The organism is Streptomyces sp. NPDC020996 (assembly GCF_040641355.1).
Classification (GTDB): domain Bacteria; phylum Actinomycetota; class Actinomycetes; order Streptomycetales; family Streptomycetaceae; genus Streptomyces.
Genome location: NZ_JBFADM010000007.1, coordinates 90241 through 113638, shown reverse-complemented (window position 1 = coordinate 113638; position 23398 = coordinate 90241). Strand labels below are relative to the sequence as shown.

The 23398-nt window shown below is 74.2% G+C and carries 20 protein-coding genes; 4 read left to right on the top strand and 16 right to left on the bottom strand.

Going from position 1 to position 23398, the window contains the following annotated elements; genetic code table 11:
* The first annotated feature begins 48 nt into the window (after positions 1-48).
* Positions 49-402: a cytidine deaminase gene (locus AB0G63_RS07970; RefSeq protein WP_360746003.1), complete on the top strand. Its 354-nt coding sequence runs from the start codon at positions 49-51 to the stop codon at positions 400-402.
* 694 nt (positions 403-1096) lie between these two features.
* Here AB0G63_RS07970 and AB0G63_RS07965 read toward each other — a convergent pair.
* Positions 1097-2146 carry a PfkB family carbohydrate kinase gene (locus tag AB0G63_RS07965; RefSeq protein WP_360746173.1) on the bottom strand — a complete coding sequence of 350 codons (1050 nt, stop codon included), beginning with the start codon at positions 2144-2146 and terminating at the stop codon, positions 1097-1099.
* Between the two features lie 194 nt (positions 2147-2340).
* Entirely contained in the window at positions 2341-3630 is a 1290-nt protein-coding gene (locus AB0G63_RS07960) for a glucarate dehydratase family protein (protein ID WP_360746000.1), read from the bottom strand.
* A 108-nt stretch (positions 3631-3738) separates the two neighbouring features.
* Here AB0G63_RS07960 and AB0G63_RS07955 point away from each other — a divergent pair, with 108 nt between their 5' ends.
* Entirely contained in the window at positions 3739-4542 is an 804-nt protein-coding gene (locus AB0G63_RS07955) for an IclR family transcriptional regulator (RefSeq protein WP_360745997.1), read from the top strand.
* A 67-nt stretch (positions 4543-4609) separates the two neighbouring features.
* Here AB0G63_RS07955 and AB0G63_RS07950 read toward each other — a convergent pair whose 3' ends face one another.
* From AB0G63_RS07950 to hrcA, 10 genes are all read right to left on the bottom strand, one after another.
* The gene (locus tag AB0G63_RS07950) at positions 4610-5599 is read right to left on the bottom strand and encodes an adenosine deaminase (protein WP_360745994.1); all 990 of its coding nucleotides are present in this window, start codon (positions 5597-5599) and stop codon (positions 4610-4612) included.
* A gap of 20 nt (positions 5600-5619) precedes the next feature.
* A complete protein-coding gene (locus AB0G63_RS07945; RefSeq protein ID WP_360745991.1) occupies positions 5620-6525 on the bottom strand; it encodes a ribonuclease Z in 906 nt (301 codons plus the stop codon).
* A gap of 6 nt (positions 6526-6531) precedes the next feature.
* Positions 6532-6885 carry a histidine triad nucleotide-binding protein gene (locus AB0G63_RS07940; RefSeq protein WP_324784312.1) on the bottom strand — a complete coding sequence of 118 codons (354 nt, stop codon included), beginning with the start codon at positions 6883-6885 and terminating at the stop codon, positions 6532-6534.
* 92 nt (positions 6886-6977) lie between these two features.
* A complete protein-coding gene (locus AB0G63_RS07935; RefSeq protein ID WP_360745987.1) occupies positions 6978-10175 on the bottom strand; it encodes a PDZ domain-containing protein in 3198 nt (1065 codons plus the stop codon).
* A 75-nt stretch (positions 10176-10250) separates the two neighbouring features.
* Positions 10251-10796, bottom strand: coding sequence for a hypothetical protein (locus tag AB0G63_RS07930; protein WP_360745984.1), 546 nt, complete (start codon positions 10794-10796; stop codon positions 10251-10253).
* 120 nt (positions 10797-10916) lie between these two features.
* Positions 10917-11309 (bottom strand): VOC family protein, encoded by a 393-nt coding sequence (locus AB0G63_RS07925; RefSeq protein ID WP_360745981.1) that lies wholly within the window; start codon positions 11307-11309, stop codon positions 10917-10919.
* A 44-nt stretch (positions 11310-11353) separates the two neighbouring features.
* Entirely contained in the window at positions 11354-12112 is a 759-nt protein-coding gene (locus AB0G63_RS07920; protein ID WP_360745978.1) for a 16S rRNA (uracil(1498)-N(3))-methyltransferase, read from the bottom strand.
* Entirely contained in the window at positions 12109-13182 is a 1074-nt protein-coding gene (locus AB0G63_RS07915) for a nitronate monooxygenase (RefSeq protein ID WP_360745975.1), read from the bottom strand. The genes AB0G63_RS07920 and AB0G63_RS07915 overlap by 4 nt, the downstream gene beginning before the upstream one ends.
* Positions 13183-13260: 78 nt before the next feature.
* Positions 13261-14397 (bottom strand): molecular chaperone DnaJ, encoded by a 1137-nt coding sequence (gene dnaJ / locus AB0G63_RS07910; protein WP_324784318.1) that lies wholly within the window; start codon positions 14395-14397, stop codon positions 13261-13263.
* Positions 14398-15414, bottom strand: a complete 1017-nt coding sequence (gene hrcA / locus AB0G63_RS07905) for a heat-inducible transcriptional repressor HrcA (RefSeq protein WP_360745971.1) — start codon at positions 15412-15414, stop codon at positions 14398-14400.
* Between the two features lie 152 nt (positions 15415-15566).
* Here hrcA and AB0G63_RS07900 point away from each other — a divergent pair, with 152 nt between their 5' ends.
* Both AB0G63_RS07900 and AB0G63_RS07895 read left to right on the top strand, forming a co-directional pair.
* On the top strand, positions 15567-16298 hold the full coding sequence (locus AB0G63_RS07900; RefSeq protein WP_360745968.1) for an MBL fold metallo-hydrolase: 732 nt from the start codon (positions 15567-15569) through the stop codon (positions 16296-16298).
* Between the two features lie 31 nt (positions 16299-16329).
* Positions 16330-17136 carry a DUF3097 domain-containing protein gene (locus tag AB0G63_RS07895; protein WP_360745965.1) on the top strand — a complete coding sequence of 269 codons (807 nt, stop codon included), beginning with the start codon at positions 16330-16332 and terminating at the stop codon, positions 17134-17136.
* Here the strand turns inward: AB0G63_RS07895 and AB0G63_RS07890 are convergent.
* The 4 genes from AB0G63_RS07890 to AB0G63_RS07875 all read right to left on the bottom strand — a co-directional run bounded on the left by AB0G63_RS07890 (position 17120) and on the right by AB0G63_RS07875 (position 23319).
* Positions 17120-17692, bottom strand: a complete 573-nt coding sequence (locus tag AB0G63_RS07890) for a Uma2 family endonuclease (RefSeq protein ID WP_360745963.1) — start codon at positions 17690-17692, stop codon at positions 17120-17122. The genes AB0G63_RS07895 and AB0G63_RS07890 overlap by 17 nt on opposite strands.
* 101 nt (positions 17693-17793) lie before the next feature.
* Positions 17794-19026, bottom strand: coding sequence for a radical SAM family heme chaperone HemW (gene hemW / locus AB0G63_RS07885; RefSeq protein WP_360745960.1), 1233 nt, complete (start codon positions 19024-19026; stop codon positions 17794-17796).
* Positions 19027-19137: 111 nt separating this feature from the next.
* Positions 19138-21180 (bottom strand): SpoIIE family protein phosphatase, encoded by a 2043-nt coding sequence (locus tag AB0G63_RS07880; RefSeq protein ID WP_360745957.1) that lies wholly within the window; start codon positions 21178-21180, stop codon positions 19138-19140.
* Positions 21181-21444: 264 nt separating this feature from the next.
* Positions 21445-23319, bottom strand: a complete 1875-nt coding sequence (locus AB0G63_RS07875; protein ID WP_360745954.1) for an AMP-dependent synthetase/ligase — start codon at positions 23317-23319, stop codon at positions 21445-21447.
* Positions 23320-23398 lie beyond the last annotated feature (79 nt).

Here is a 23398-nt window from a genome sequence, read left to right as displayed (position 1 = left end):
GCCACCCCGTGGGCTGATGACCGGCGTGGTTGTTCGTATGCTCGGGGCATGACCGACAGCAACGCGCTTGACCCCGAGGACCGCAAGATCGTCACCCTGGCCCGTTCCGCGCGGGCCCGCAACGGTGTGCCCGAGGGGGCGGCCGTGCGGGACGAGACCGGCCGTACCTATGTCGCCGGGACGGTGGATCTGGCGTCGCTGAAGCTGAGCGCGCTGCAGACGGCGGTGGCGATGGCGGTGGCGTCCGGGGCGAAGTCGCTGGAGGCGGCGGCCGTGGTGACGGAGGCGGAGACGGCGTCGGCCGGCGATCTGGCCGCGGTCCGGGACCTCGGCGGCGCGGAGACGCCGGTGCTGGTCGCCGCCCCGGACGGCTCCCTGCGGGCGACGGTCACGGCGGGCTGAGCCCGCGCCCTCGCCTCACGCGGGCACAATCCCACGACACACCGCGTCCCCGCCCGGGCAGGATCGCGGCACCCCAGCAACGCGCCGCGCCCCTGCCTGGGCGGACGGCACCCACCACACGCCGCGTGCTCCCCCGGGCGGACGGCACCCCTACGACGCCTCGCCCTCACACGGGCAGGCGGCACCCCACAACGCGCCTGGCGCTCCCCGGGCAGGCGGCCGGCACCCTCTCGACGCCCCTGGCCCTCACCAGACAGACGGCACACCGCCCCACCACACGCCGCGCCCCCGCCCGGACGGACACCGCGCCACTACACGCCGCGCCCCTGCCCGGGCAGGCGGCACCCTCGCGACACTCCTGGCCCTCCCCGAGCAGGCGGCACCCCACGCGCCGCACCCCCGCCCAGGCGGCCGGCACCCCGCCACGCGCCGCACCCCCGCCCGGACGGACAGCACCCCACCACACACCGCTCCCCTGCCCGGGCGGACGGCACCCTCGCGACACGCCTGGCCCTAACCGGGGCAGGCGGGCGCCCCCGCCCGAGCGGACGGCGCCCCGCGCCGCACCCCCGCCGGACGGCGCCCCGCGGGGAGTTCACCGCGCGGGGGTCAGCCCGAGGGGACGGCACCCCGCGACGCAACCCCGCCCAGGCGGACAAGCGGCACCCCCGCCGGACGGCACCCCGCGCGGGGGTCAGCCCGAGCGGCCGAAGCCGATCGTCGGGACCGCCCGTTGCAGTGGCCACGGTCTCGCCGCCGCAGGCAGGAGGCGTTCCAGGAAGGCGTACCGGCGCAGGGCCGCCGGGTCCTGGCCCTCGACCGACTGGACCTTGCGCCACCAGGCCCCGATCTCCGACCAGCCGGGAGCCGACAGGGAGCCGCCGAACTCCTGGACCGACAGGGCCGCGGTCAGGCCGGCGAAGGCGAGCCGGTCGGCCAGCGGCCAGCCCGCCAGTGAGCCGGTGACGAAGCCGGCCACGAAGACGTCCCCCGCGCCGGTGGGGTCGAGGGCCTCCACGGCGATGGCGGGCACCTCGGCGCTCTCGCCGGTGCGCCGGTCCACCGCGTACGCGCCCTCCGCGCCGAGGGTGACGACGGCGACCGGCACGTACTCGGTGAGGGCGTGCGCGGCGGCGCGCGGGCAGCCGGTGCCGGTGTAGCGCATGGCCTCCTCCGCGTTCGGCAGGAACGCCTCGCAGTGCCGGAGGTCGGTCAGGCCGGCCAGGTCCCAGGCGCCGGTGTCGTCCCAGCCGACGTCGCCGAAGACGCGGGTGCCCTCGCGCGCGGCCTGCGCGATCCAGGGGGCGCTCCGGCCGGGGGTGAGGGAGGCGACGGCGGCACGGGCGCGGGGCGGGCAGTCGGGGGCGGGTTCCTCCGGCGGCGGTTCGTGGCCGTGGGAGACCATCGTGCGTTCGCCCTCGTAGGCCATCGAGACGGTGACCGGGGAGTGCCAGCCGGGCACGGTGCGGGAGGTGGACAGGTCGATGCCCTCGCCCTGTTGCAGGACGTCCCAGCAGTACTCCCCGTAGTGGTCGTCGCCGAAGGCCGCCGCCAGGGAGGTGCGCAGGCCGAGGCGGGCCAGTGCGGTGGCCATGTTGGCGACGCCGCCGGGGCTGGAGCCCATCCCGCGCGCCCAGGACTCCGTGCCGCGCACCGGCGCGGAGTCGAGCCCGGTGAAGATGATGTCGAGGAAGACCGTGCCCGTCAGGTACACGTCCCAGGGCGGGTCGTCCGGTGTGCGCAGGGCGGCGAGGGGATCGAGGTGGGCCCAGCTCTGCGTCGCCCGGGTGAAGGGCGAGGGTCCCTTTCCGTCGGTCGCGGTCACGGTGCACTCCCTGGCATGGTGCGGATCAGGACAGTGTGCACCACGGGACCGACAGGGAGGGCGGCGCGCGCCGCGCGGGGCCGGGCGCCGTCGGCGTCACCAGCGGGGGACCGTCACCAGCGGGGGACGGACGGAGCGGTCCAGCCGGGGTCGGCGACGCGCATGGCGGCCGCGTCGTCGCGGTCGCGCAGTGCGCCGTCGTCGTCGAGCCAGCGCCGGTGCAGCGAGCGCAGCCGGTCGCGGTCGAGTTCGACGCCGAGGCCGGGCAGGTCCGGCACGGTGACCTTGCCGCCGTCGAAGGACGGCCGCTCGGTGAGGACGTCCTCCGACTGCCAGGGGTAGTGGGTGTCGCAGGCGTGGTGCAGGCCGGGCACGGTGGAGGCGACGTGGGTCATCGCGGCCAGGCTGATGCCCAGGTGGGTGTTGGAGTGCATGGACACGCCGACGCCGAAGGCGTCGCAGACGGCGGCCAGCCGGCGGGTGGCGCGCAGGCCGCCCCAGTAGTGGTGGTCGGAGAGGACGACCTGGACGGCGCCCGCGGTGAACGCCTCCTCGATCTCGTCGAACGTCGTCACGCACATGTTGGTGGCGAGCGGCACGCCGGTGCGGGCGGCGACCTCGGCCATGGCGGGCGTGCCGAGCACCGGGTCCTCCAGGTATTCGAGGACGCCAGCCAGTTCGTCCGCCACCCGCAGGGCCGTCGGCACGGACCAGGCGCCGTTGGGGTCGAGGCGCAGCGGGTGCCCGGGGAAGGCCTCCGCCAGGGCGCGGACGGCGGCGATCTCCTCGTCCGGCGGGAAGACGCCGCCCTTGAGCTTGAACGAGGTGAACCCGTACCGCTCCGTGAACCGGCGGGCCTGCTCGACCACCCCGGCCGGGTCGACGGCGGCGCCCCAGTCGTCCGGCTCGCAGGGCACGCCGTCGGGGTGGGCGGCCCACCGGTAGAAGAGGTAGGCGCTGTACTCGACGGCGTCCCGCACCTTGCCGCCGAGCAGGGCGTGCACGGGCAGGCCGAGCGCCTTGCCGAGGGCGTCGAGGCAGGCGACCTCGAAGGCGGAGACGACGGACAGGCGCAGCTTGTCGGCGGTCTGGACGCCGCGCAGCCCGCCGACGTCGACCCGGCCGGAGACGCGGGAGGCGTCCACGGCGACCGCGTCGGCGACGGCGGGCAGGCCGTTGGTGTCGGTGATCCGGCGGCCGGTCAGCCGGGCGGCCAGCGGGCGGGCGAGTTCCAGGTACTTGGTGTCGCCGTACGTCTCGCCGACGCCGGTGATGCCGTCGGCGGTCTCGACCTCGACGATCAGCCGGGGCGTGTACGGCTGGTGCACGCCCTGCGTGTTGAGCAGGGGCGGGTCGGCGACCAGGACCGGGGTGAGGCGGACGTCCGCGATGGTGAGGTTCACCGGGGCGCTTCATCTCCCTATGTAGACGACATCCACGTATGGAGATGAAGGTTAGATAGCCGGACAACGGCCGTCAACGGCGCGGTCCCGCCCCGTTACGATCGGCGCATGCCGGAGACAGCAGGCGGCGCGGGAGGCGCCGGGGGCGTCCGCGAGGTGAAGTCGGCGGCGCGGACGGTGGAGCTGCTGGAACTGCTCGCCGCGCGCGGTGACCGGCCGGCGCGGCTGCAGGAGCTGGCGGACGCCCTGGAGGTGCCGCGCAGCTCCATGTACGCGCTGCTGCAGACCCTCGCCGGCCGGGGCTGGGTGCGCACGGACGTCACCGGCTCGCTCTACGGCATCGGCATCCGCGCCCTGCTCACCGGCACCGGCTACCTCGACTCCGACCCGCGGGTGCGCGCCGTGCGCCCGTACCTCGACGAGGCGTCGGAGGCGCTCGGCGAGACGATCCACCTGGGGCGGCTGGACGGCCGGGACGTGGCCTACCTCGCGACCCGGGAGTCGCACGAGTACCTCAGGACGATCAGCAGGGTGGGCCGCAGGCTGCCGGCGCACGCGGGCGCGCTGGGCAAGGCCCTGCTGGCCGAGCGCCCCGACGCCGAACTGCCCCCGGGGCCGTACGAGGCGCTGACGGCGCGCACCCACACCGGCCGCGCGTCGCTGGCCGCCGACCTCGCCGAGGTCCGCGCCCGCGGATACGCGATCGACCGCGAGGAGGGCGTCCCCGGCATCGTGGGTTTCGGCTTCGCCCTGCGCTACGACTCCCCCGCGCGGGACGCGGTCAGCTGCTCGGTGCCGGTGGCCCGGCTGACGCCGGAGCACGAGGCGCGGATCGTGGCGGTGATGCGGGAGACCAGGACGAGGATCGAGGCGACGGTCCCGGCCGGCGGCGGAACCGTGCAGTGGCGATGAGCCCCCAGGACCCGGCGCCCAGGGCCTGTCGTTCGGATCACCCGGCGTCGCGGGCCCTGGCACAGCCCTAGAACTCGTACGCCTCCACCTCGGCCAGGTACCGCGCCCGGCGCTCCTCGTCGTCGTCCAGGAAGGACGCGAGGAAGGAGTTGCGGGCCAGTTCGCGCAGCCGGTCCTCCGGCAGGCCCAGGGCGGTGCGGACGGCGTCGAAGTTGTCGCCGGCGTAGCCGCCGAAGTAGGCCGGGTCGTCGGAGTTGACCGTGCACAGCAGGCCGGCGTCGAGCATGGCCGGCAGCGGGTGGTCGGCGAGGGTGTCCACGGTGCGCAGGCGGACGTTGGACAGCGGGCACAGGGTGAGCGGGACGCGCTCCCGCACCAGCCGCTCGACCAGCGCCGGGTCCTCCACGCAGCGCAGGCCGTGGTCGACGCGCTCCACGCCGAGCACGTCGAGCGCCTCGGTGATGTACTCCGGCGGTCCCTCCTCGCCGGCGTGCGCGACGCGCCGCAGCCCCAGCGCGGCGGCGGCCCGGTACACCTCGCGGAACTTCGCCGGCGGGTGCCCGACCTCGGCCGAGTCCAGGCCGACACCGGTGATCCGGTCGAGGTACGGCCGGGCGGCCTCCAGGGTCTGCATGGCCGACTCGGCCGGCTCGTCGCGCAGGAAGCACATGATGAGCCGGGTCGACACGCCGTGCGCCGCCTCGCTGCCGCCCAGCGCCCGCCACAGCCCCTCGACGACCGTGCCCAGCTCCACGCCCCGGGCCAGGTGCGCCTGCGGGTCGAAGAAGATCTCCGCGTGCCGCACGCCCTGTGCCGCGGCGCGGGCCAGGTAGGCGTCGGCGAGGTCGGCGAAGTCCTGCTCGGTGCGCAGGACGGTCATGAGCTCGTAGTACAGGTTCAGGAAGGACTGGAGGTCCTGGAACCGGTACGCCTCGCGCAGTTCGTCGGTGTCCGCGTAGGGCAGGTCGACGCCGTTGCGGGCGGCGAGCTCGAAGGCCAGCTCGGGCTCCAGGGTGCCTTCGATGTGAAGGTGCAGCTCTGCTTTCGGGAGGGGCATCAAAGCATCGTACGGGTGCTTCATCTGCGCTTCGGAAGCGGGACACGCAGCAGGTCGTACGCCACGGTCAGCTCGCCCTCGAAGCCGGCCTGGCGGGCCTGGCGTTCGAATTCGTCGGGTTCGGTGTAGCGCTGGCTGAAGTGGGTGAGCACGAGGTGGCGCACCCCCGCGTCCCGCGCCACCCGGGCCGCCTGCCCGGCGGTCAGATGGCCGTACTCGTCGGCGAGGCCGGCGTCCTCGTCGAGGAACGTCGACTCGATGACGAGCAGGTCGCAGCCCTCGGCCAGGGCGTGCACCCCGTCGCACAGCCGGGTGTCCATGACGAACGCGAACCGCTGCCCGCGCCGCGTCTCGCTGACGTCCTCGACGTGGACGCCGCCGAGCACGCCCTCGCGCTGGAGGCGGCCGACGTCCGGGCCCTTGATGCCGTGCGCGGCCAGCAGGTCGGGCAGCATGCGGCGCGCGTCGGGCTCGACGAGCCGGTAGCCGTAGGACTCGACGGGGTGCGAGAGCCTGCGGGCCTCCAGCGTGTACGCCGGTGTCGTCGCGAGGACGCCGTCCGCGTCCACGGGGGCCTCGGTCAGGGCGACGGTCTCCCGGTAGGCGGTGGCGTACCGCAGCCGGTCGAAGAAGCGCTGCCCGGAGCGCGGGTAGTGGACGGTGATCCGGTGCGGGACCTTGTCGAGGTTGATGCGCTGGATGACGCCGGCCAGGCCGAGGGAGTGGTCGCCGTGGAAGTGCGTGACGCAGATCCGGTTCAGGTCGTGCGCCGCGGCCCCGGCGCGCAGCATCTGGCGCTGCGTGCCCTCGCCGGGGTCGAACAGGAGGCCCTCGCCGTCCCACCGCAGCAGATAGCCATTGTGGTTGCGGTGCCGGGTGGGGACCTGGCTCGCGGTGCCGAGGACCACCAGTTCACGGACGGACACGACGCCTCACCCGGGGGGCCACTGCAGGCCGCGGCCGCCGAGGACGTGGGCGTGGGCGTGCCAGACGGTCTGGCCGGCCCCGCTGCCGGTGTTGAAGACGACGCGGTAGCTGTCCAGCTTCTCCTCGTCGGCGACCGCCTGGGTCTCGCGCAGCACGTCCGCGGCGAGCTGCGGCGCGCCGGCGGCGAGCGCGGCGGCGTCCCGGTAGTGCGCCTTGGGGATCACCAGGACGTGCGTGGGGGCCTGCGGGTTTATGTCCCGGAAGGCGACGGTCGTCTCCGTCTCGCGGACGACGGTCGAGGGGACGGTCCCCGCGACGATCTTGCAGAACAGGCAGTCGTCCTGCGGCTCCCCTGCCATGGTCCCTCCGGGTGTCGGCGGCGCTTTACGTGAGGCATCGTATCGTCGCCCGGTGCGGGTGATCCGGGGCCCGTCGGACGGTCGCCGCACCGTCACGTCGGCAGGGCGGGCGGCGTCTTCGCCGGGCTGGTCTCCAGCGCCTGGAGCGCGGTCCGGATCGCCTCGTCGAGCTGGGCGTCCCGGCCCTCCTGCCAGTCCTGCGGGCGCTGCACCACCTCGATGTCGGGGTCGACGCCGCGGTTCTCCACCGACCAGTCGTAGCCCTCCAGCCACATCGCGTACTTGGGCTGCGTGATCAGCGTGCCGTCGACCAGCCGGTAGCGGCTGTCGATGCCGATGACGCCGCCCCACGTGCGGGTGCCGACCACCGGGCCGATGCCCAGCGTCTTGATCGCCGCGTTGACGATGTCGCCGTCGGAGCCGGACCACTCGTCGGCGACGGCGACGACCGGGCCGCGGGGCGCGTCCATGGGATAGCTGTAGGGCCGCATGCCGCGCGGCACGCCCCAGCCGACGACGCGCCGGGCCAGCTTCTCGACGACCAGCTGGGAGGTGTGACCGCCGGCGTTCTCCCTGAGGTCCACCACGAGCCCCTCCCGGGCCACCTCGACCCGCAGGTCGCGGTGGATCTGCGCCCAGCCGGGCGCCATCATGTCGGGGACGTGGAGGTAGCCGAGGCGGCCGTCGGAGCGTTCGTGGACGTGGGCGCGGCGGCCGGCCACCCAGGCGTGGTAGCGCAGCGGCGTCTCGTCCGCGATCGGCACCACGACCGCGTGCCGCAGCTCGCCCCCGCCGGCCGGCGAGACGGTCAGCTCCACGGGCTTGCCCGCCGTGCCGACCAGCAGCGGGCCGGGACCGGTGACCGGGTCCACCGGGCGGCCGGCGACCGCGACGATCGCGTCGCCCGCGCGGATCGCGACGCCGGGCGCGGCGAGCGGGGAGCGGGCGTCCGGGTCGGAGGTCTCCGCGGGCAGCACGCGGTCGACGCGCCAGCTGCCGTCCTCGTGCCGGGAGAGGTCCGCGCCGAGCAGTCCCTGGCGGGGGCCGCCCGAGCCGCCGCGGGGCACGACGTAGGCGTGCGAGGTGCCGAGTTCGCCCTGTACCTCCCACAGCAGGTCCACCAGGTCGCTGTGGGTGGCGACGCGGTCCAGGACGGGCCGGTAGCGGTCGAGTACGCCGTCCCAGTCGACGCCGCCCATGTCCGGCCGCCAGAAGTGGTCCCGCATGACGCGGCCGGTCTCCTCGTACATCTGCCGCCACTCGGCGGCCGGGTCGACGGTCTGCCTGATCCGGGTGAGGTCGACGGTGACGTTGCTGTCGCTGTCCTCGTCGCCCGAGGCGCGCCGGTCGCTGGGCACGACCCGCAGGCGGTCGCCGGTCCACAGCAGGACCCGCTTGCCGTCCCCGCTGACCTCGAAGTCCTCGGCGTCGGAGGCGAGGTGCTCGACGCGCTGCTGGAGCAGGTCGTAGCGCTCCAGGTCGCTGCCGGGGTCGGTGTCCTCGGGCGTGGCGCGGGAGGCGCCGAGGACGCCCTGCACGGGGTGGCGCAGCCAGAGCACGCCGTCCTTCGCCGCGCGCAGGCCGGAGTAGCGGGCGGCCTCGACCGGGAAGGGCACGATGCGGTCGGCGAGGCCCTCGAGGTCTATGCGGGTGGCGGGGACGCCCTCGCTGTCGGGGGTCTCGTCCTTGTCGGGCGCGTCGAAGGGGCGGCCGTGCCGCTGCGGGCCGAACGGCGAGGGCGTGGTCGCGGCCAGGGTGATCAGGTACGGGCGGGAGCCGACCACGAACGCCAGGTCGAAGACGTGCTCGTCGTAGACGGGGTCGAAGGAGCGGCTGGAGAGGAACGCGAGGTGCCTGCCGTCGAGGGTGAAGGCGGGGGCGTAGTCCTGGAAGCGCAGCGGGGTGGCCTCGGTGACCGACAGGTCGGCGGTGTTGGCGAGCTTGAGCTGGGACAGCGGGCGCGGGCCGGGGTGGGACCAGGCCAGCCACGCCGAGTCCGGCGAGAAGACCAGCCCGGACACCTCGCCGTCCGCGCTGCGGTCGACCTCGCGCACCTCGCCGCTGTCGCGTTCGACGAGCAGCAGCCGTCCGTCGTGCGAGGCGACCGCGGCGCGGCTGCCGTCGGGCGCCATCGCGAGCTCCAGGACCCGGCCGAGCTGCCCGGCGGCGAGCCGGCGCGGGGTGGCGCCGGGCGCGAGGCCGGTGGCCGGGGCGAACTCGAGGGCGTCGTCGCCCTCGGCGTCCGTCACCCACACCGCCCATTCCTCGCCGTCGGTGCGGAAGGCGCGCGGCAGCCGGGCCCGTACGCCGGGTTCGGCCGCCAGCGCGCGGGCCGGACCGGAGCGGTGGGTGACCCAGTGGACGGCGCCGCGCACGCAGACGGCGCTGCCGCGCGCGGTGTGGTCGGGGGCGGCGGACCGGAAGCAGCGGGCGGCGTTGACGGCGTACGGCTGCAGGTCGGTGCGCTGCCCGCCGAGGCGGATGTCGAGCCGGCGCGGCTCGGCGCCGTCGAGGTCGTCCAGGATCCACAGCTCGCCGGCGGAGCAGTAGACGACGCGGGTGCCGTCGCCGGAGGCGTGCCGGGCGTAGAAGCCGGGCTCGACGGGGGTGTGGCGGCGCAGGCCGGAGCCGTCGGCGAGCGAGGAGTACAGCGCCCCGACGCCTTCGTGGTCGGACAGGAAGGCGATGCGGTCCCCCGCCCAGACGGGGCACTCGATGTTGCCGTCGAGGTCCTCGTGCAGCCGCACGAACCGGCCGTCGCCGTCGCGGTCGATCCACAGCTTGCCCGCCGTGCCGCCGCGGTAGCGCTTCCAGCGGGCGGCCTCCAGGCCCATGGGCGCCGACAGCAGCACGGTGCTCGGCCCGTACGCGACGTCGCCGACCGGCCCGTACGGCAGTGTGGTGGCCGGTCCGCCGTCGAGCGGGATCGCGCGGGCCCAGGTGCGGCGCGCGCTCGCCTGTCCCTCGGCGCTGATCGCGAGGATCCGCCCGTCGGGTGTCCAGCCGCGCACGGCGGTCCAGCTGCCCCAGTACGTCAGGCGGGTGGAGGGGCCGCCGTCGGCCGGCGCGACGTGCACCTCGGGGGCGCCGTCGCGGGTGGAGGTCCAGGCGACGGTCGTGCCGTCGGGCGAGATGCGCGGCTGGCCGACCGGCATGTTGTCGGCGCTGACCCGCCACGCCCGGCCGCCGCCGAGCGGGGCGAGCCACACGTCGTCCTCGGCGGTGAACGCGACCGAATCGCCGTGCAGATGGGGGTGGCGGAGATACGCGGGCGCTGCGGGCTGTGTCACCCGATCACTCTATGCAGCCGCGGCGCCGCGCGACAGGGGGCGTTGGATCACTCGCCGGCGCGCCCGGCCGGGCCGTCACTTGCCCTCGACCGGCCGGCACTGCGGGTCGCTCTCGCACCAGATGGTGCGGGTGACCGTGACGGTGGCGGCGGGCCCGGGCTGCCCGGCCGTCGGGTTGTTGCCGACGGGCGACGGGGTGGCGTCGCAGTTGCCGAGCCCGCTCACGTGGAACCGCACCTTGCCGCCCACCTTGGCGGTGAGGTCGCCGCGCACGCAGGCGCCGTTCACGGCGCGGGTGACGGTGCCGGTGACGGTGATCTTCCGGCCGTCCTTGGTCCGGCCCTGGCAGTCGACGTCGGCGACGCCGGTCTCGCTCGCCGTGGGCTTGGAACTCTTGGCGTCGTTGCCGTAGTTGGCGGTGCAGCTCAGCCACTGCACGTCGAGTTTCTGCCGCTCCAGCGCCTTGGTCGCCGTCTGGTCGGTGGTGTACGCGACCGCCGCGGAGCTCAGTCCGCCCGGATCGCAGGCCACGATCCCGCCGACGCCCGCCACCACGATCCCGGCCACGGCCGCCGCCCGCGACCCGCGTGGCCGGCGCCAGTTACGCCTCAACGCCCCCATGAAGGGCAGCCTGCCACCGACCAGGCCGGCGCGGTAGAGCGCATACGGCCACGAACGCGCCCCCGGGCGGCTCTTGCGGGGCGGTCGCGCGTCGTCCGCGACCGCCCTGAAGTACGGCCGTCAGGTGCGCAGCAGGAGCCACTCCTGAAGTTCCACCACGTTGCCCTCGGGGTCCTTGAGATGGGCCACGCGCATGCGGTCCGTCATGGCGGCCGGGCCGTGCAGCAGGGTCGCTCCGCGGCCGGTGATCTGTTCGCAGTAGGCGTTCAGGTCGTCGACGCGCAGCACCACCAGGGAGCGGTGTCCGTTCGCCGGTCCGCCCAGTTCGTCGAGGATCTCCGCCATCATCGCCCGGTCCTGCAGGGCGATGCCCGCGGAGCCGGCCGCCGGGCTGAACTTCTCGTACGGTCCCCGGGTCGCCCCCGACTGCGGCTTCAGCCCCAGGACTTCGGCGTAGAAGCGGTAGCAGGCGGGGAAGTCGCTGACGAGGAGCCGGACTTGGGCGAGTTCCACGGGGTCTCCCTGGGGCGTCAGGAGGGGGCGTTCAGGAGGGGCGGTCAGGACCAGCGGCCGGTGCGGCCTAGCAGCAGGGCGGTCGCCGCCGTGCCGGCGGTGGAGGTGCGCAGCACGCTGCGGCCCAGCCGGTACGCCTTCGCCCCCGCCTGCTCGAACAGCGCCAACTCCTCCGGGGAGACGCCCCCTTCGGGGCCGACGACCAGCACGATCTCGCCCTCGGCGGGGAGTTCGGCGGTGGCGAGCGGCTCGCTGGGGTAGGCGCGGTCCTCGTGCAGCACTGCGGCGAGGTCGGCCTTGGCGAGAAGTGCGGCAACCTGTTTGCTCGTCGCCGCGTCCGCGACCTCGGGGAAGCGGACCCGGCGGGACTGCTTGCCGGCCTCCCGGGCGGTCGCCCGCCACTTGGCGAGGGACTTCAGGCCCCGCTCGCCCTTCCACTGGGTGACGCAGCGGGAGGCCGTCCACGGCACGATCGCGTCGACGCCGGTCTCGGTCATCGTCTCCACGGCCAGCTCGCCCCGGTCGCCCTTGGGCAGGGCCTGCACGACGGTGATGCGGGGCTGCGCCGGGGGCTCCTCGCGGACGCTCCCGAGGTCCGTGACGACGAGGCGGTCCTTGCCCTCGGCGGCCTTGACGACGCCCTCCGTCCAGCGTCCGCGGCCGTCGGTCAGGACGACCTCCTCGCCGGGCCGCATCCGCTTCACGGAGACGGCGTGCCGTCCCTCCGGGCCGTCGAGGACGTACTCCCCGCCGCGGTGGTCCGGCAGGACCAGCGGATCGAGCACGAACACCGGGGCCGTCATCGCACACCGCCTTCCGACAGCGCCGCTCTCGCTTCCTCGAGTTCGGCGGCCAGCACCTCCACCAGCTGTCCCGCGGACAGCTCCCGGGCCATCCGGTGGCCCTGCCCGGCCCACAGCGCCATGCCCTGCGCGTCGCCGGCCTTCGCCGCCGCCTTCCGCAGCGGCGCGGTGAGGTGGTGGACGTCGGGATAGGCGGCGGGCGCGTACGGGCCGTGTTCCCGCAGGAAGCGGTTGACCAGGCCGCGGGCCGGGCGGCCGGAGAACGCGCGGGTCAGCTCGGTGCGGACGAACAGGGGGTTGGTCAGCGCCTGCTTGTGCACGGCGTTCGCCCCGGACTCCGGGGTGACCAGGAAGGCGGTGCCGAGCTGGGCGGCGCACGCGCCGGCGGCGAGGACGGCGGCGATCTGGCTGCCGCGCATGATGCCGCCGGCGGCGACGACCGGGATGCTCACGGTCTCGCGGATCTGGGCGACCAGGGACAGCAGGCCGATGCCGGCGCGGTCGTTCTCCGGGACGTCGCGGTGGGTGCCCTGGTGGCCGCCGGCCTCGACGCCCTGGGCTATGACCGCGTCGGCGCCGGCCCGCTGCACGGCGAGGGCCTCCTCCGCGGTGGTCGCGGTGGCCATGGTGAAGGTGCCGGCGCGGCGCAGGGAGTCGAGGACGTCGCGGGTGGGGACGCCGAAGTGGAAGGAGACCACCGGCACCGGGTTGTCGAGCAGCACGGCGAGCTTGGCGTCGTAGCCGTCGTCACGGCCGTTGTCGGGGTCGCCGAGCTCGGTGTCGTACCAGGAGGCCTCGCCGGCCAGCTGGTGGGCGTAGAGCTCCACCGTGGCGGGGTCGGAGTGGTCGGGCTGCGGCATGAAGAGGTTCACGCCGAAGGGCCGGTCGGTGATGCTCCGCAGCTGCTTGATCTCCTGGTACATGCCGTCGGCGGTCTTGTACCCGGCGGCGAGGAAGCCGAGCCCGCCGGCCGCGCAGACGGCGGCGGCGAGGTGGGGCACGGAGACGCCGCCCGCCATGGGGGCCTGCACGATCGGATGGGGGCAGAGATCGGTCAGTGCGGAGGACATGACCGCATGTTGTCACGTCCCGTGTACAAGTCCGAATCGGGACGGGCCCCTGGCCCGGGCCAGGGGCGTCCCGTGTGGTCAGCGCCCGTTGAAGGCGTCCTTGAGCCGGGAGAACAGGCCCTGCTGGCCCGGCTGGAACTGGCCCTGCGGGCGTTCCTCGCCGCGCAGCTTGGCGAGCTCGCGCAGCAGGCGTTCCTGCTCGACGTCGAGCTTGGTGGGGGTCTGCACCTCGACGTGGACGATGAGGTCGCCCCGGCCGCCGCCGCGCAGGTGGGTGACGCCCCGGCCGTGCAGCGGGATCGACTGGCCGGACTGGGTGCCCGGGCGGATGTCGACCTCTTCGAGGCCGTCGAGGGTCTCCAGCGGGACCTTGGTGCCGAGGGCGGCCGCGGTCATCGGGATGGTGACCGTGCAGTGCAGGTCGTCGCCGCGCCGCTGGAACATCGGGTGCGGCAGTTCGTGGATCTCGACGTACAGGTCGCCGGCCGGGCCGCCGCCGGGGCCGACCTCGCCCTCGCCCGCGAGCTGGATGCGGGTGCCGTTGTCGACGCCGGCCGGGATCTTGACGGTCAGCGTGCGGCGGGAGCGGATCCGGCCGTCGCCCGCGCACTCCGGGCAGGGGGTGGGCACGACCGTGCCGAAGCCCTGGCACTGCGGGCAGGGGCGCGAGGTCATGACCTGGCCCAGGAAGGACCGGGTGACCTGGGAGACCTCGCCGCGGCCGCGGCACATGTCGCAGGTCTGGGCGGAGGTGCCCGGCGCGGCGCCCTCACCGTTGCAGGTGGAGCAGACGATCGCCGTGTCGACCTGGATGTCCTTGGTGGTGCCGAAGGCCGCCTCGTCGAGGTCGATCTCCAGGCGGATCATCGCGTCCTGGCCGCGCCGGGTGCGCGAGCGCGGGCCGCGCTGGGACGCCGTGCCGAAGAAGGCGTCCATGATGTCCGAGAAGTTCCCGAAGCCGCCCGCGCCGAAGCCGCCCGCGCCGGCGCCGCCGGACTGCGAGAGCGGGTCGCCGCCGAGGTCGTAGACCTGCTTCTTCTGCGGGTCCGACAGCACCTCGTAGGCGGCGTTGATCTCCTTGAACCGCTCCTGGGTCTTCGGATCGGGGTTGACGTCCGGGTGCAGCTCGCGTGCGAGCCGCCGGAAGGCCTTCTTGATCTCTTCCTGCGACGCGTCGCGGCGCACGCCGAGAACGGCGTAGTAGTCCGTGGCCACTTACGACTCCGCCAGGATCTGTCCGACGTACCGTGCCACTGCGCGTACCGCTCCCATCGTTCCCGGGTAATCCATGCGGGTCGGTCCGACCACGCCGAGCTTGGCGACTGCCTCGCCGCCCGAACCGTAGCCGACCGAGACCACGGACGTGGAGTTGAGTCCTTCATAGGCGTTCTCGTGCCCGATGCGCACGGTCATGCCCGAATCGCCTGCCTCGCCGAGGAGTTTGAGGAGGACGACCTGCTCCTCCAGGGCCTCCAGGACGGGCCGGATGGTGAGGGGGAAGTCGTGTCCGAAGCGGGTCAGATTGGCGGTGCCGCCGATCATCAGCCGCTCCTCGTTCTCCTCGACGAGCGTCTCCAGGAGGGTGGACAGCACCGTCGAGACGGTGCCGCGGTCCTCGACGTCGAAGCCCTCGGGGAGGTCTTCCACCAGCCGCGGGACGTCCGCGAACCGGCGGCCCGCGACCCGGCTGTTCAGCCGCGCCCGCAGGTCCGCGAGGGACGCCTCGCCGAACGGCGCCGGGCAGTCGACCATGCGCTGCTCGACCCGGCCGGTGTCGGTGATCAGCACCAGCATCACGCGCGCGGGGGCGAGCGAGAGCAGTTCCACGTGCCGGACCGTGGACCGGGTGAGCGACGGGTACTGCACGACGGCGACCTGCCGGGTGAGCTGCGCGAGCAGCCGCACCGTGCGCGCCACGACGTCGTCGAGGTCGACGGCGCCGTCGAGGAAGTTCTGGATCGCGCGCCGCTCGGGGGCGCTCATCGGCTTGACGCCCGCGAGCTTGTCGACGAACAGCCGGTAGCCCTTGTCGGTGGGGATGCGCCCGGCGCTGGTGTGCGGCTGGGCGATGTACCCCTCGTCCTCCAGGGCCGCCATGTCGTTGCGCACGGTCGCCGGGGACACGCCGAGGTTGTGCCGCTCGGTCAGGGCCTTCGACCCGACCGGCTCCTCGGTGCCGACGTAGTCCTGGACGATGGCGCGCAATACCTGGAGCCGTCGTTCACTCAGCATGGCGCACACCTCCAGAAAGTCGTCCCCTGACGCCTTGCCTGGCACTCTGCGTGTCCGAGTGCCAGCGTTCCCCGGCCCAGTGTACGGCGGTGGGGTACTGACTGGGCAAGGTCGGTCCTGCCGGGGCGGGTCCGTACGGCTAGCGTCGCGGTATGACGGTGACTTGGGAAGAGCTCGGGTGGGAGCGGCTGGCGGCCGGGGTCGGGCGGTGCCGGCTTCCTGGCTGGGACTGCACGGCCGGGCTGGTCGTCGGGGCTGACACGGCGCTGGTGGTCGACGCGGGGTCGAGCCTGCCGGAGGGGGCGCGGCTGCGGGCGCAGGCGCAGCGGCTGGCCGGTCACCGTGTGACCCATCTCGCTCTCACCCACCCCCACTTCGACCATGTCTTCGGGACGGCGGCGTTCGCGGGCGCGGAGGTGTTCGGGGCGGTCGGCGCCGACGCGGTGTTCACCGGGCGGCACGGACGCGAGGAGCTGCGCGCGGACGCGGTGCGGTGCGGGCTGGACGCGCGGCTGGCCGAGGAGGCGGTGGACGCGCTCGCCGCGCCCCGCCATCACGTCAGCGGCGAGTGGACGCTCGACCTGGGCGGCGGCCGGCAGGTGCTGCTGGCGAACGTGGGCCCGGCGCACACCGCCCACGACCTGGTCGTGCTGGTCCCGGGCACGCCGGAGGTCGTCTTCTGCGGGGACCTGGTCGAGGAGTCGGGCGAGCCGCAGGCGGGCCCGGACGCCGTGCCGTCGCGATGGCCGGCCGCGCTGGACCGGCTGCTCGACCTCGGCGGCGAGGACGCGCTGTACGTGCCCGGTCACGGGGCGGTGGTCGACGCGGCGTTCGTCCGGGCGCAGCGGGACGCGCTGGCGGACCGTTTCGGCGTGTCGCGGTGATCGGCGGGACGGTTCTCCTATCGTCGTTCGAATGCGCCAGTACTCTCCGGACCTGACCCCTCCGTGGAAGAAGACCCAGCCCGCGCCGGAGGTCCCGGCGGAGCCGGGCCTGGTGGTCGAGGAGCCCGGGAGCGGCTTCTGCGGGGCGGTGATCCGCTGTGAGGCGGGCACGGTGACCCTGGAGGACCGCTTCGGCAAGCACCGGGTGTTCCCGCTGGAGCCGCGCGGGTTCCTGCTGGAGGGCCGCCCGGTGACCCTCGTCAAGCCGTCTTCCGGCCCGCTGCGGCCCACCCGTACGGCGTCCGGTTCCGTCGCCGTGCCCGGCGCACGCGCGCGCGTGGCCCGCGCCGGGCGCATCTACGTCGAGGGACGGCACGACGCGGAGCTGGTCGAGAAGGTGTGGGGCGACGACCTGCGCGTCGAGGGCGTGGTGGTGGAGTACCTGGAGGGCGTGGACGACCTGCCGTCGATCGTGGCCGGGTTCGCGCCGGGCCCGGACGCGCGGCTGGGCGTCCTGGTCGACCACCTGGTCCCCGGGTCGAAGGAGTGGCGGATCGCGCAGCAGGTGACCAGCGAGCACGCGCTGGTCGTCGGCCATCCGTACATCGACGTCTGGGAGGCGGTGAAGCCGTCCTCCCTGGGCATCGCGGGCTGGCCGCGCGTGCCGCACGGGCAGGACTGGAAGACGGGCGTGTGCCGGGCGCTGGGCTGGCCGTCGGACAACACGGGCGCCGTGTGGCAGGCGATCCTGGCGCGGGTGGAGTCCTACAAGGACCTGCAGCCGGAGCTGCTGGGGCGGGTGGAGGAGCTGATCGACTTCGTCACGGCTCAGCCGTGAGAGGCGGCAGGGTGCCGAACCCGCTGGTGTCGAGGTCCACCCCCACGATCGGCAGCGGCACCGGGTCGCCGAACTTGCGGGTGCGCTCGTACTGGTAGTCCGCCGCCAGGCCCCTGCCGGTCGGCTCCGCCAGCACCAGGCACCTGGCCCGGAAGGGATCGATGACCAGATACACCGGGACGCCGCCCGCGGCGTAGATCGACCGCTTCTCGACGTAGTCCCGGTGGACGCTGGTCTTGGAGACCACTTCGACCAGCATCGTCACGGCGTCCGCGGGGACCAGCCGGCCCGGGGTGTCGTCGGCGCCGATCTCCATGACCACGAGGTCCGGCTGGGGCTCGCTGTCCTCGTCCGGGAACGCGATGTCCTGCGTCTGCAGCCGCTCCCACCGCCCGGAGGGGATCTGGTCCTGCACCGATTGCACGATGCGGTTGTGGACCTTGTCGGGCCCGGCCATCATCACGATTTCCCCCCGGATGAGCTCAGCCTTGAAGCCCTCGGGAACCTCCAGGTTCTCGAATGCCTCATGCACCCGGCGATCATCCGCAGCGGTCATCTCCGTGGTCCTCCGCTCTCGCCGCCGCGTGTACGGCGGCAGCCTACGAACCAGGTTAGGGACCGGACCGGCGTTCCGCAGTGATTCACTCCGCCGGGTGATCAGTCCACCAGGTCCCTGACCACCGCGTCCGCCAGCAGCCGGCCCCGCAGGGTGAGGGCCGCCCGTCCCTCGTCGTACGGCGTCCTCTCCAGCAGGCCGTCCGCCAGTGCGCGCCGGGAGGCCGCCAGGCCGTCCTCCTTCAGCAGGGACAGCGGTACTCCGTCCCGCAGCCGCAGCTCCAGCAGGATCCGCTCCACGCGCCGGTCCTCGTCGGACAGCAGCTCGCGGCCGGCCCCCGGCGAGCGCCCGGCCGCGAGGGCCGCCGCGTAGGCGCCGGGGTGCTTGACGTTCCACCAGCGCACCCCGCCGACGTGCGAGTGCGCCCCGGGACCCGCGCCCCACCAGTCGGCGCCGCGCCAGTACAGCTCGTTGTGCAGGCAGCGGGCCTGCTCGGAGGTGGCCCAGTTGGAGACCTCGTACCAGCCGAAGCCGGCCGCCGACAGGGTCTCCTCCGCGATCAGGTAGCGGTCGGCGTGCACGTCGTCGTCGGTCATCGGGACCTCGCCGCGGCGGATGCGGTGGGCGAGCCGTGTGCCCTCCTCGACGATCAGGGCGTACGCCGAGACGTGGTCGGGACCCGCGCCGATCGCCGCGTCGAGCGAAGCCCGCCAGTCGTCGTCCGACTCGCCCGGGGTGCCGTAGATCAGGTCGAGGTTGACGTGCGCGAAGCCGGCCGCGCGGGCCTCGGCGACGCAGGCCTCCGGGCGGCCGGGGGTGTGGGTGCGGTCGAGGACCCGCAGGACGTGCTGCCGGGCGCTCTGCATGCCGAAGGAGACCCGGTTGAAGCCGCCCTCCCGCAGCGCGGCCAGGTACGCCGGGCCGACCGACTCCGGGTTCGCCTCCGTGGTGACCTCCGCGTCCGCCGCGAGGCCGAACTCGTCGCGGATCGCGCCCAGCATCCGTACCAGGTCGGCGGCGGCCAGCAGGGTCGGGGTGCCGCCGCCGACGAAGACCGTGCGGACCTCCCGCGGGTCGTCGCCGAGCACCTTGCGGGCCAGCCGGATCTCGTCGATCAGCGTGTCCGCGTAGTTGTCGCGGGAGGCGAGGACGCCGCCGGTGCCGCGCAGCTCGGTCGCGGTGTAGGTGTTGAAGTCGCAGTAGCCGCAGCGGGTCGCGCAGTACGGGACGTGCAGGTAGAACCCGAGGGGGCGGTCGGCGGCCCCGGCGAGCGCGGGCGCGGGCAGGGCGCCGTCGGCGGGGACGGGCTCGCCGTCGGGGAGTGCGGAAGGCATGTGCTCCATTGTCCCGTACCCGCGCGGGCGCCGGTCCGGGGCGCGGGCCGTGGGCCGGTCGCCGCGGGCATCCGCCATTCAGCTGTTCCGCCGCTCGGTTCCGCTACTCCGCTACTCCGCCTGGAGCACCAGCAGCGCCAGGTCGTCGTCCGGGGCGTCGCCGCCGAACTCGTGCACCAGCCGCCGGATGCGCTCGGCGATGCGGCGGGCGCTCAGCCCGGCGCATCCGGCGAGGGCCGTCGCGAGCCCGTCGGCGTCGTCGAACTGGCGCGAGCCGCAGCGCCGCTCCGTCACGCCGTCGGTGACGCACAGCAGGCTGTCGCCGGGCCGCAGTTCGAACGTCTCGCTGGTGTACGTCTCGTCCTCGACGACGCCGATGAGCGTCTGCGGCCGGGCTACGGTGCGGACGCCGCCGTCGGGCCCGAGCAGCAGCGGCAGCGGGTGCCCGGCGGAGGCGAGGGTGCAGCGGACGCCGCCCTCGAAGGGGATCAGCTCGCCGTACAGGACGGAGAGGAAGCGGGTCTGCGGGCCGTCGCCGGGGCCGGGCGGCCGCACCAGGGCCCGGGCGGCGGCGTCGGCGGCCTCCATCGCGTCGTCGAGGAGCAGCCGGTTGAGCCGGTCCAGCACGTCGGCGACGCGGTAGCCCTCGCGGGCGAGCAGCCGCAGCCAGGGCCGGACGAGACCGATGACGACGGCGGCCTCGGGGCCCTTGCCCTGCACGTCGCCGACCGCGAAGCACCATCGGCCGTCGCCGGCCGGGAAGAGGTCGTAGAAGTCGCCGCTGGGCCCGCCCTTGTCGCAGGGCTCGTAGACGAGGGCGCTGCGCACGCCGGGGATCTCGGCGACGGCGGTGGGCAGCAGGCCGCGCTGCAGGACGCGGCTGATGGTGGCCTGGCGGGCGTACTGGCGGGCGGCCCCGACGGCCAGCGCCACCCGGCGGCTGAAGTCCTCGACCAGTCCGGTGATCTCGTCGGGGAAGCTGAGCAGTCCGGCGCGTCCGATCACGAGGGTGCCCAGCGGCCGGCCGCCCGCGATCAGGGGGTGGGCGAGTGCCGTGCCGGCCGCCTCGCCCGGCCCGAGCGCCTCGCCGGGCCAGGCGTAGGGCGCGGGCCCCGACTTCCCGGGGGGCTCCCGGCGGCGGGGCGGGGCCTTCTCCAGGACGCGGCGGAGTTCCTCGATGCGGTTCTCGCTGCTGTGCCAGACGCGGGCGAGCCGCGGTCCGGTGCCGGGGGTACCGTCGGCCGACCGGCCCGCGCGGCCGGTGATCTCGTCCTCCAGCCAGATCGCGCACCAGTCGGCGAGCCGCGGCACGATCAGCTGGCCGGCGAGCGCGGCGACCAGGTTCTCGTCGAGCTGCCCGGCGAGCAGGTCGGAGGCCTCCGCGAGGAACGACAGGGCGCCGCGGCCCAGCCAGTCCCGGTCGCGCTCGGCACGCCGGACGTCCGCCGCCCGGAGCGCGGCGGGCAGCGGGAGCGGAGGCGTGGCCGGGAGCTGCACCTGGAACCGCGCCGGGAGCGGGATCCGGAGCGGGGCGGGGAACAGCGGCGGCTCGGGGGCGAGGAACCCGGCGACGGCGAGGTCGTGCTGCGGGGCGGGCCGGTCGGCCGGCTCGCCGGTCCGGCCCTCAGTGGCGCTGCCGTCGGCGGGCAGCCGCGCCCACACCGTCTTGGCGCCCCTGCGGAAGGTGACGCCCCAGGATTCGGCGAGCGTGGCGACCAGGTGCAGGCCGCGGCCGTACTCCGTCTCGTGCGCCGGCTCGGTGACGGGGTCGCGCGGGGCGCGGGAGGGGTGGCGGTCGGAGACCTCCACGACGACGGCGCCGGTCGCCTCCTCCGCCCGGCAGACCACCTCGACCTCGGTGCCCGCGTGCACGACGGCGTTGGTGACGAGTTCGCTGACGACGACGAGGACGTCCTCGACGAGGCGCTCGGTGAGGTACCCGGTGCCGGGCCGCCCGGCCCGGGCCGCTTCGGTGAGCGCGGCGCGCACGAGGTCGCGGGCGGAGCGCGGCGCGTCGGGGCCGGGCGGCAGGGTCGCGCCCGCCGCGACGTCCTCCGCGGGCCGGCGCCCGCCGCGGCGCGCCGACGCGTCGCAGACACCGCAGGCATCGGGCACACCGGGAGCGGTCTCCCGTCGCCTCGGAACGACCTCCATGTCCAGCTCCCCGAGCGGTCAGCACGCATACGCCTCAGTCGACACCGACAGAGTGACAGAGCGAATGCGCCCGTAAGCAGCGGGTTACCGAAGGAGGTCGGCATGAGTACGGAAACTGCTCCGCGTGTGCTCGAAGAGGGGCGCAATCCCGAGCGGGTTCGAGCATCCGGGCCGCGCCTTCTGACCGCCCCGAGCAGGTGATCGACGTGTCACGGCGGGCGGGCGGACCGCCTGAACGCTCCGCCCGCCCGCCGTGCGCCGGTCTCACGCCTCGCGCGTGCCGGCGTACATCTCGTCGATGAGGTGCTTGTACTCCCGCTCGACGACCGGCCGCTTCAGCTTCAGGCTCGGCGTGATCTCGCCGTGCTCGACGTCGAGGTCGCGCGGCAGCAGGCGGAACTTCTTGATCGTCTGCCAGCGCTGCAGCCCTTCGTTGAGCTGCGTGACGTAGCCCTGGACCAGCTCGACGGTGGCCGGCGCGGCCACCACCTCGGCGTACGGCTTGCCCGCCAGCCCGTTGTCCTTCGCCCACTCCAGGATGGACGGCTCGTCCAGGGCGATGAGCGCCGTGCAGAAGTTCCGGTCGGCGCCGTGCACGAGGATGTTGGACACGTACGGGCACACGGCCTTGAACTGTCCCTCGACCTCGGCGGGCGCGATGTACTTGCCGCCGGACGTCTTGATGAGGTCCTTCTTGCGGTCGGTGATGCGCAGGTAGCCGTCGGGCGACAGCTCGCCGATGTCGCCGGTGTGGAACCAGCCGTCCGGCTCCAGCACCTCGGCGGTCTTCTCGGGCAGCCCGTGGTAGCCCTGCATGATGCCGGGGCCGCGCAGCAGGATCTCGCCGTCGTCCGCGATGCGCACCTGCGTGCCGGGCAGCGGCTTGCCGACCGTGCCGGTGCGGTAGGCCTCGCCGGGGTTGACGAAGGAGGCGGCGGAGGACTCCGTCAGGCCGTAGCCCTCCAGGATGTGGATGCCGGCGCCGGAGAAGAAGAAGCCGATCTCCGGGGCGAGGGCGGCGGAACCGGAGACGCAGGCGCGCAGCCTGCCGCCGAAGGCCTCGCGGATCTTGGCGTAGACGAGGGCGTCGGCGACCTTGTGCTTGGCGCCGAGCCCGAAGGGTACGGAGGCGGTGCCGGTGCGCCGGAAGTTGTCCTGGGCGGTCCTGGCGTACTCGCGGGCGACCTCGGCGGCCCACTGGAAGATCTTGTACTTGGCGGCGCCGCCCGCGCGGGCCTTGGCGGCGACCCCGTTGTAGACCTTCTCGAAGATGCGCGGCACGGCGGCCATGTAGGTCGGCTGCACGACCGGCAGGTTCTCGATGATCTTGTCGACGCGGCCGTCGACGGCCGTGACGTGGCCGGCCTCGATCTGGCCGGAGGTCAGCACCTTGCCGAAGACGTGCGCGAGCGGCAGCCACAGGTACTGCACGTCCTCGGCGCTGATCAGCCCGGTCGCGGAGATCGCCTTGGCCATGTACGACCAGTTGTCGTGCGGGAGGCGGACGCCCTTGGGCCGGCCGGTGGTGCCGGAGGTGTAGATGAGGGTGGCGAGCTGGTCCTTGGTGATCTTGCCGACGCGCTCCCGGATCAGGTTCGGGTTCTTCTCCAGGTGCGCCGCTCCGCGGCTCTCCAGCTCGGCGAGGGTGAGCACCCAGTCGCCGGTCTCCACGCCGTCCTCGTCGATCACCACGACGTGGGTCAGCTCGGGCAGCTCGGCACGCTTCTGCAGGGCCTTGGCCAGCTGCTCGGCGTTCTCCGCGATCAGCACCCGGCTCTCGGAGTCGGAGAGGATGAACGCCGACTCCTCGGCATTGGTCTGCGGGTAGACGGTCGTCGTGGCCGCCCCGGCGCACATGATGCCGAGGTCGGCGAGGATCCACTCCAGGCGGGTGGAGGAGGCGAGCGCGACGCGCTGCTCGGGCTGCACGCCGAGTTCGATCAGCCCGGCCGCGATGGCGTACACCCGATCGGCGGACTGCGCCCAGGTCAGCGACTTCCAGTCGTCGGGACCCGTGCCCGATGCGGGCGGAACGGGGTAGCGGTAGGCCTCGGCGTCCGGAGTGGCCGCCACACGCTCCAGGAAGAGGGCCGCCACGGACGGCGGACGGTTCTCGATCAGTGTCTGTGTGTCGCTCACGACATCCTCCGGGACCCGCGACGGTGCGGCTGGCTCAGTACGGCCGGCTCGGCGAGGCCGGCTCAGTAGGGCTGACTCA

What these genes read in the sequence shown, in the direction of transcription:
- hrcA (WP_360745971.1), bottom strand. Translation starts at nt 15,414, where the DNA reads ATGCTGAGTGAACGACGGCTCCAGGTATTGCGCGCCATCGTCCAGGAC.
- AB0G63_RS07930 (WP_360745984.1), bottom strand. Translation starts at nt 10,796, where the DNA reads ATGGGGGCGTTGAGGCGTAACTGGCGCCGGCCACGCGGGTCGCGGGCG.
- AB0G63_RS07940 (WP_324784312.1), bottom strand. Translation starts at nt 6,885, where the DNA reads ATGGCAGGGGAGCCGCAGGACGACTGCCTGTTCTGCAAGATCGTCGCG.
- AB0G63_RS07895 (WP_360745965.1), top strand. Translation starts at nt 16,330, where the DNA reads ATGCGCCAGTACTCTCCGGACCTGACCCCTCCGTGGAAGAAGACCCAG.
- AB0G63_RS07970 (WP_360746003.1), top strand. Translation starts at nt 49, where the DNA reads ATGACCGACAGCAACGCGCTTGACCCCGAGGACCGCAAGATCGTCACC.
- AB0G63_RS07915 (WP_360745975.1), bottom strand. Translation starts at nt 13,182, where the DNA reads ATGTCCTCCGCACTGACCGATCTCTGCCCCCATCCGATCGTGCAGGCC.
- AB0G63_RS07880 (WP_360745957.1), bottom strand. Translation starts at nt 21,180, where the DNA reads ATGGAGGTCGTTCCGAGGCGACGGGAGACCGCTCCCGGTGTGCCCGAT.
- AB0G63_RS07900 (WP_360745968.1), top strand. Translation starts at nt 15,567, where the DNA reads ATGACGGTGACTTGGGAAGAGCTCGGGTGGGAGCGGCTGGCGGCCGGG.
- AB0G63_RS07950 (WP_360745994.1), bottom strand. Translation starts at nt 5,599, where the DNA reads ATGCCCCTCCCGAAAGCAGAGCTGCACCTTCACATCGAAGGCACCCTG.
- AB0G63_RS07955 (WP_360745997.1), top strand. Translation starts at nt 3,739, where the DNA reads ATGCCGGAGACAGCAGGCGGCGCGGGAGGCGCCGGGGGCGTCCGCGAG.
- AB0G63_RS07890 (WP_360745963.1), bottom strand. Translation starts at nt 17,692, where the DNA reads ATGACCGCTGCGGATGATCGCCGGGTGCATGAGGCATTCGAGAACCTG.
- AB0G63_RS07920 (WP_360745978.1), bottom strand. Translation starts at nt 12,112, where the DNA reads ATGACGGCCCCGGTGTTCGTGCTCGATCCGCTGGTCCTGCCGGACCAC.
- hemW (WP_360745960.1), bottom strand. Translation starts at nt 19,026, where the DNA reads ATGCCTTCCGCACTCCCCGACGGCGAGCCCGTCCCCGCCGACGGCGCC.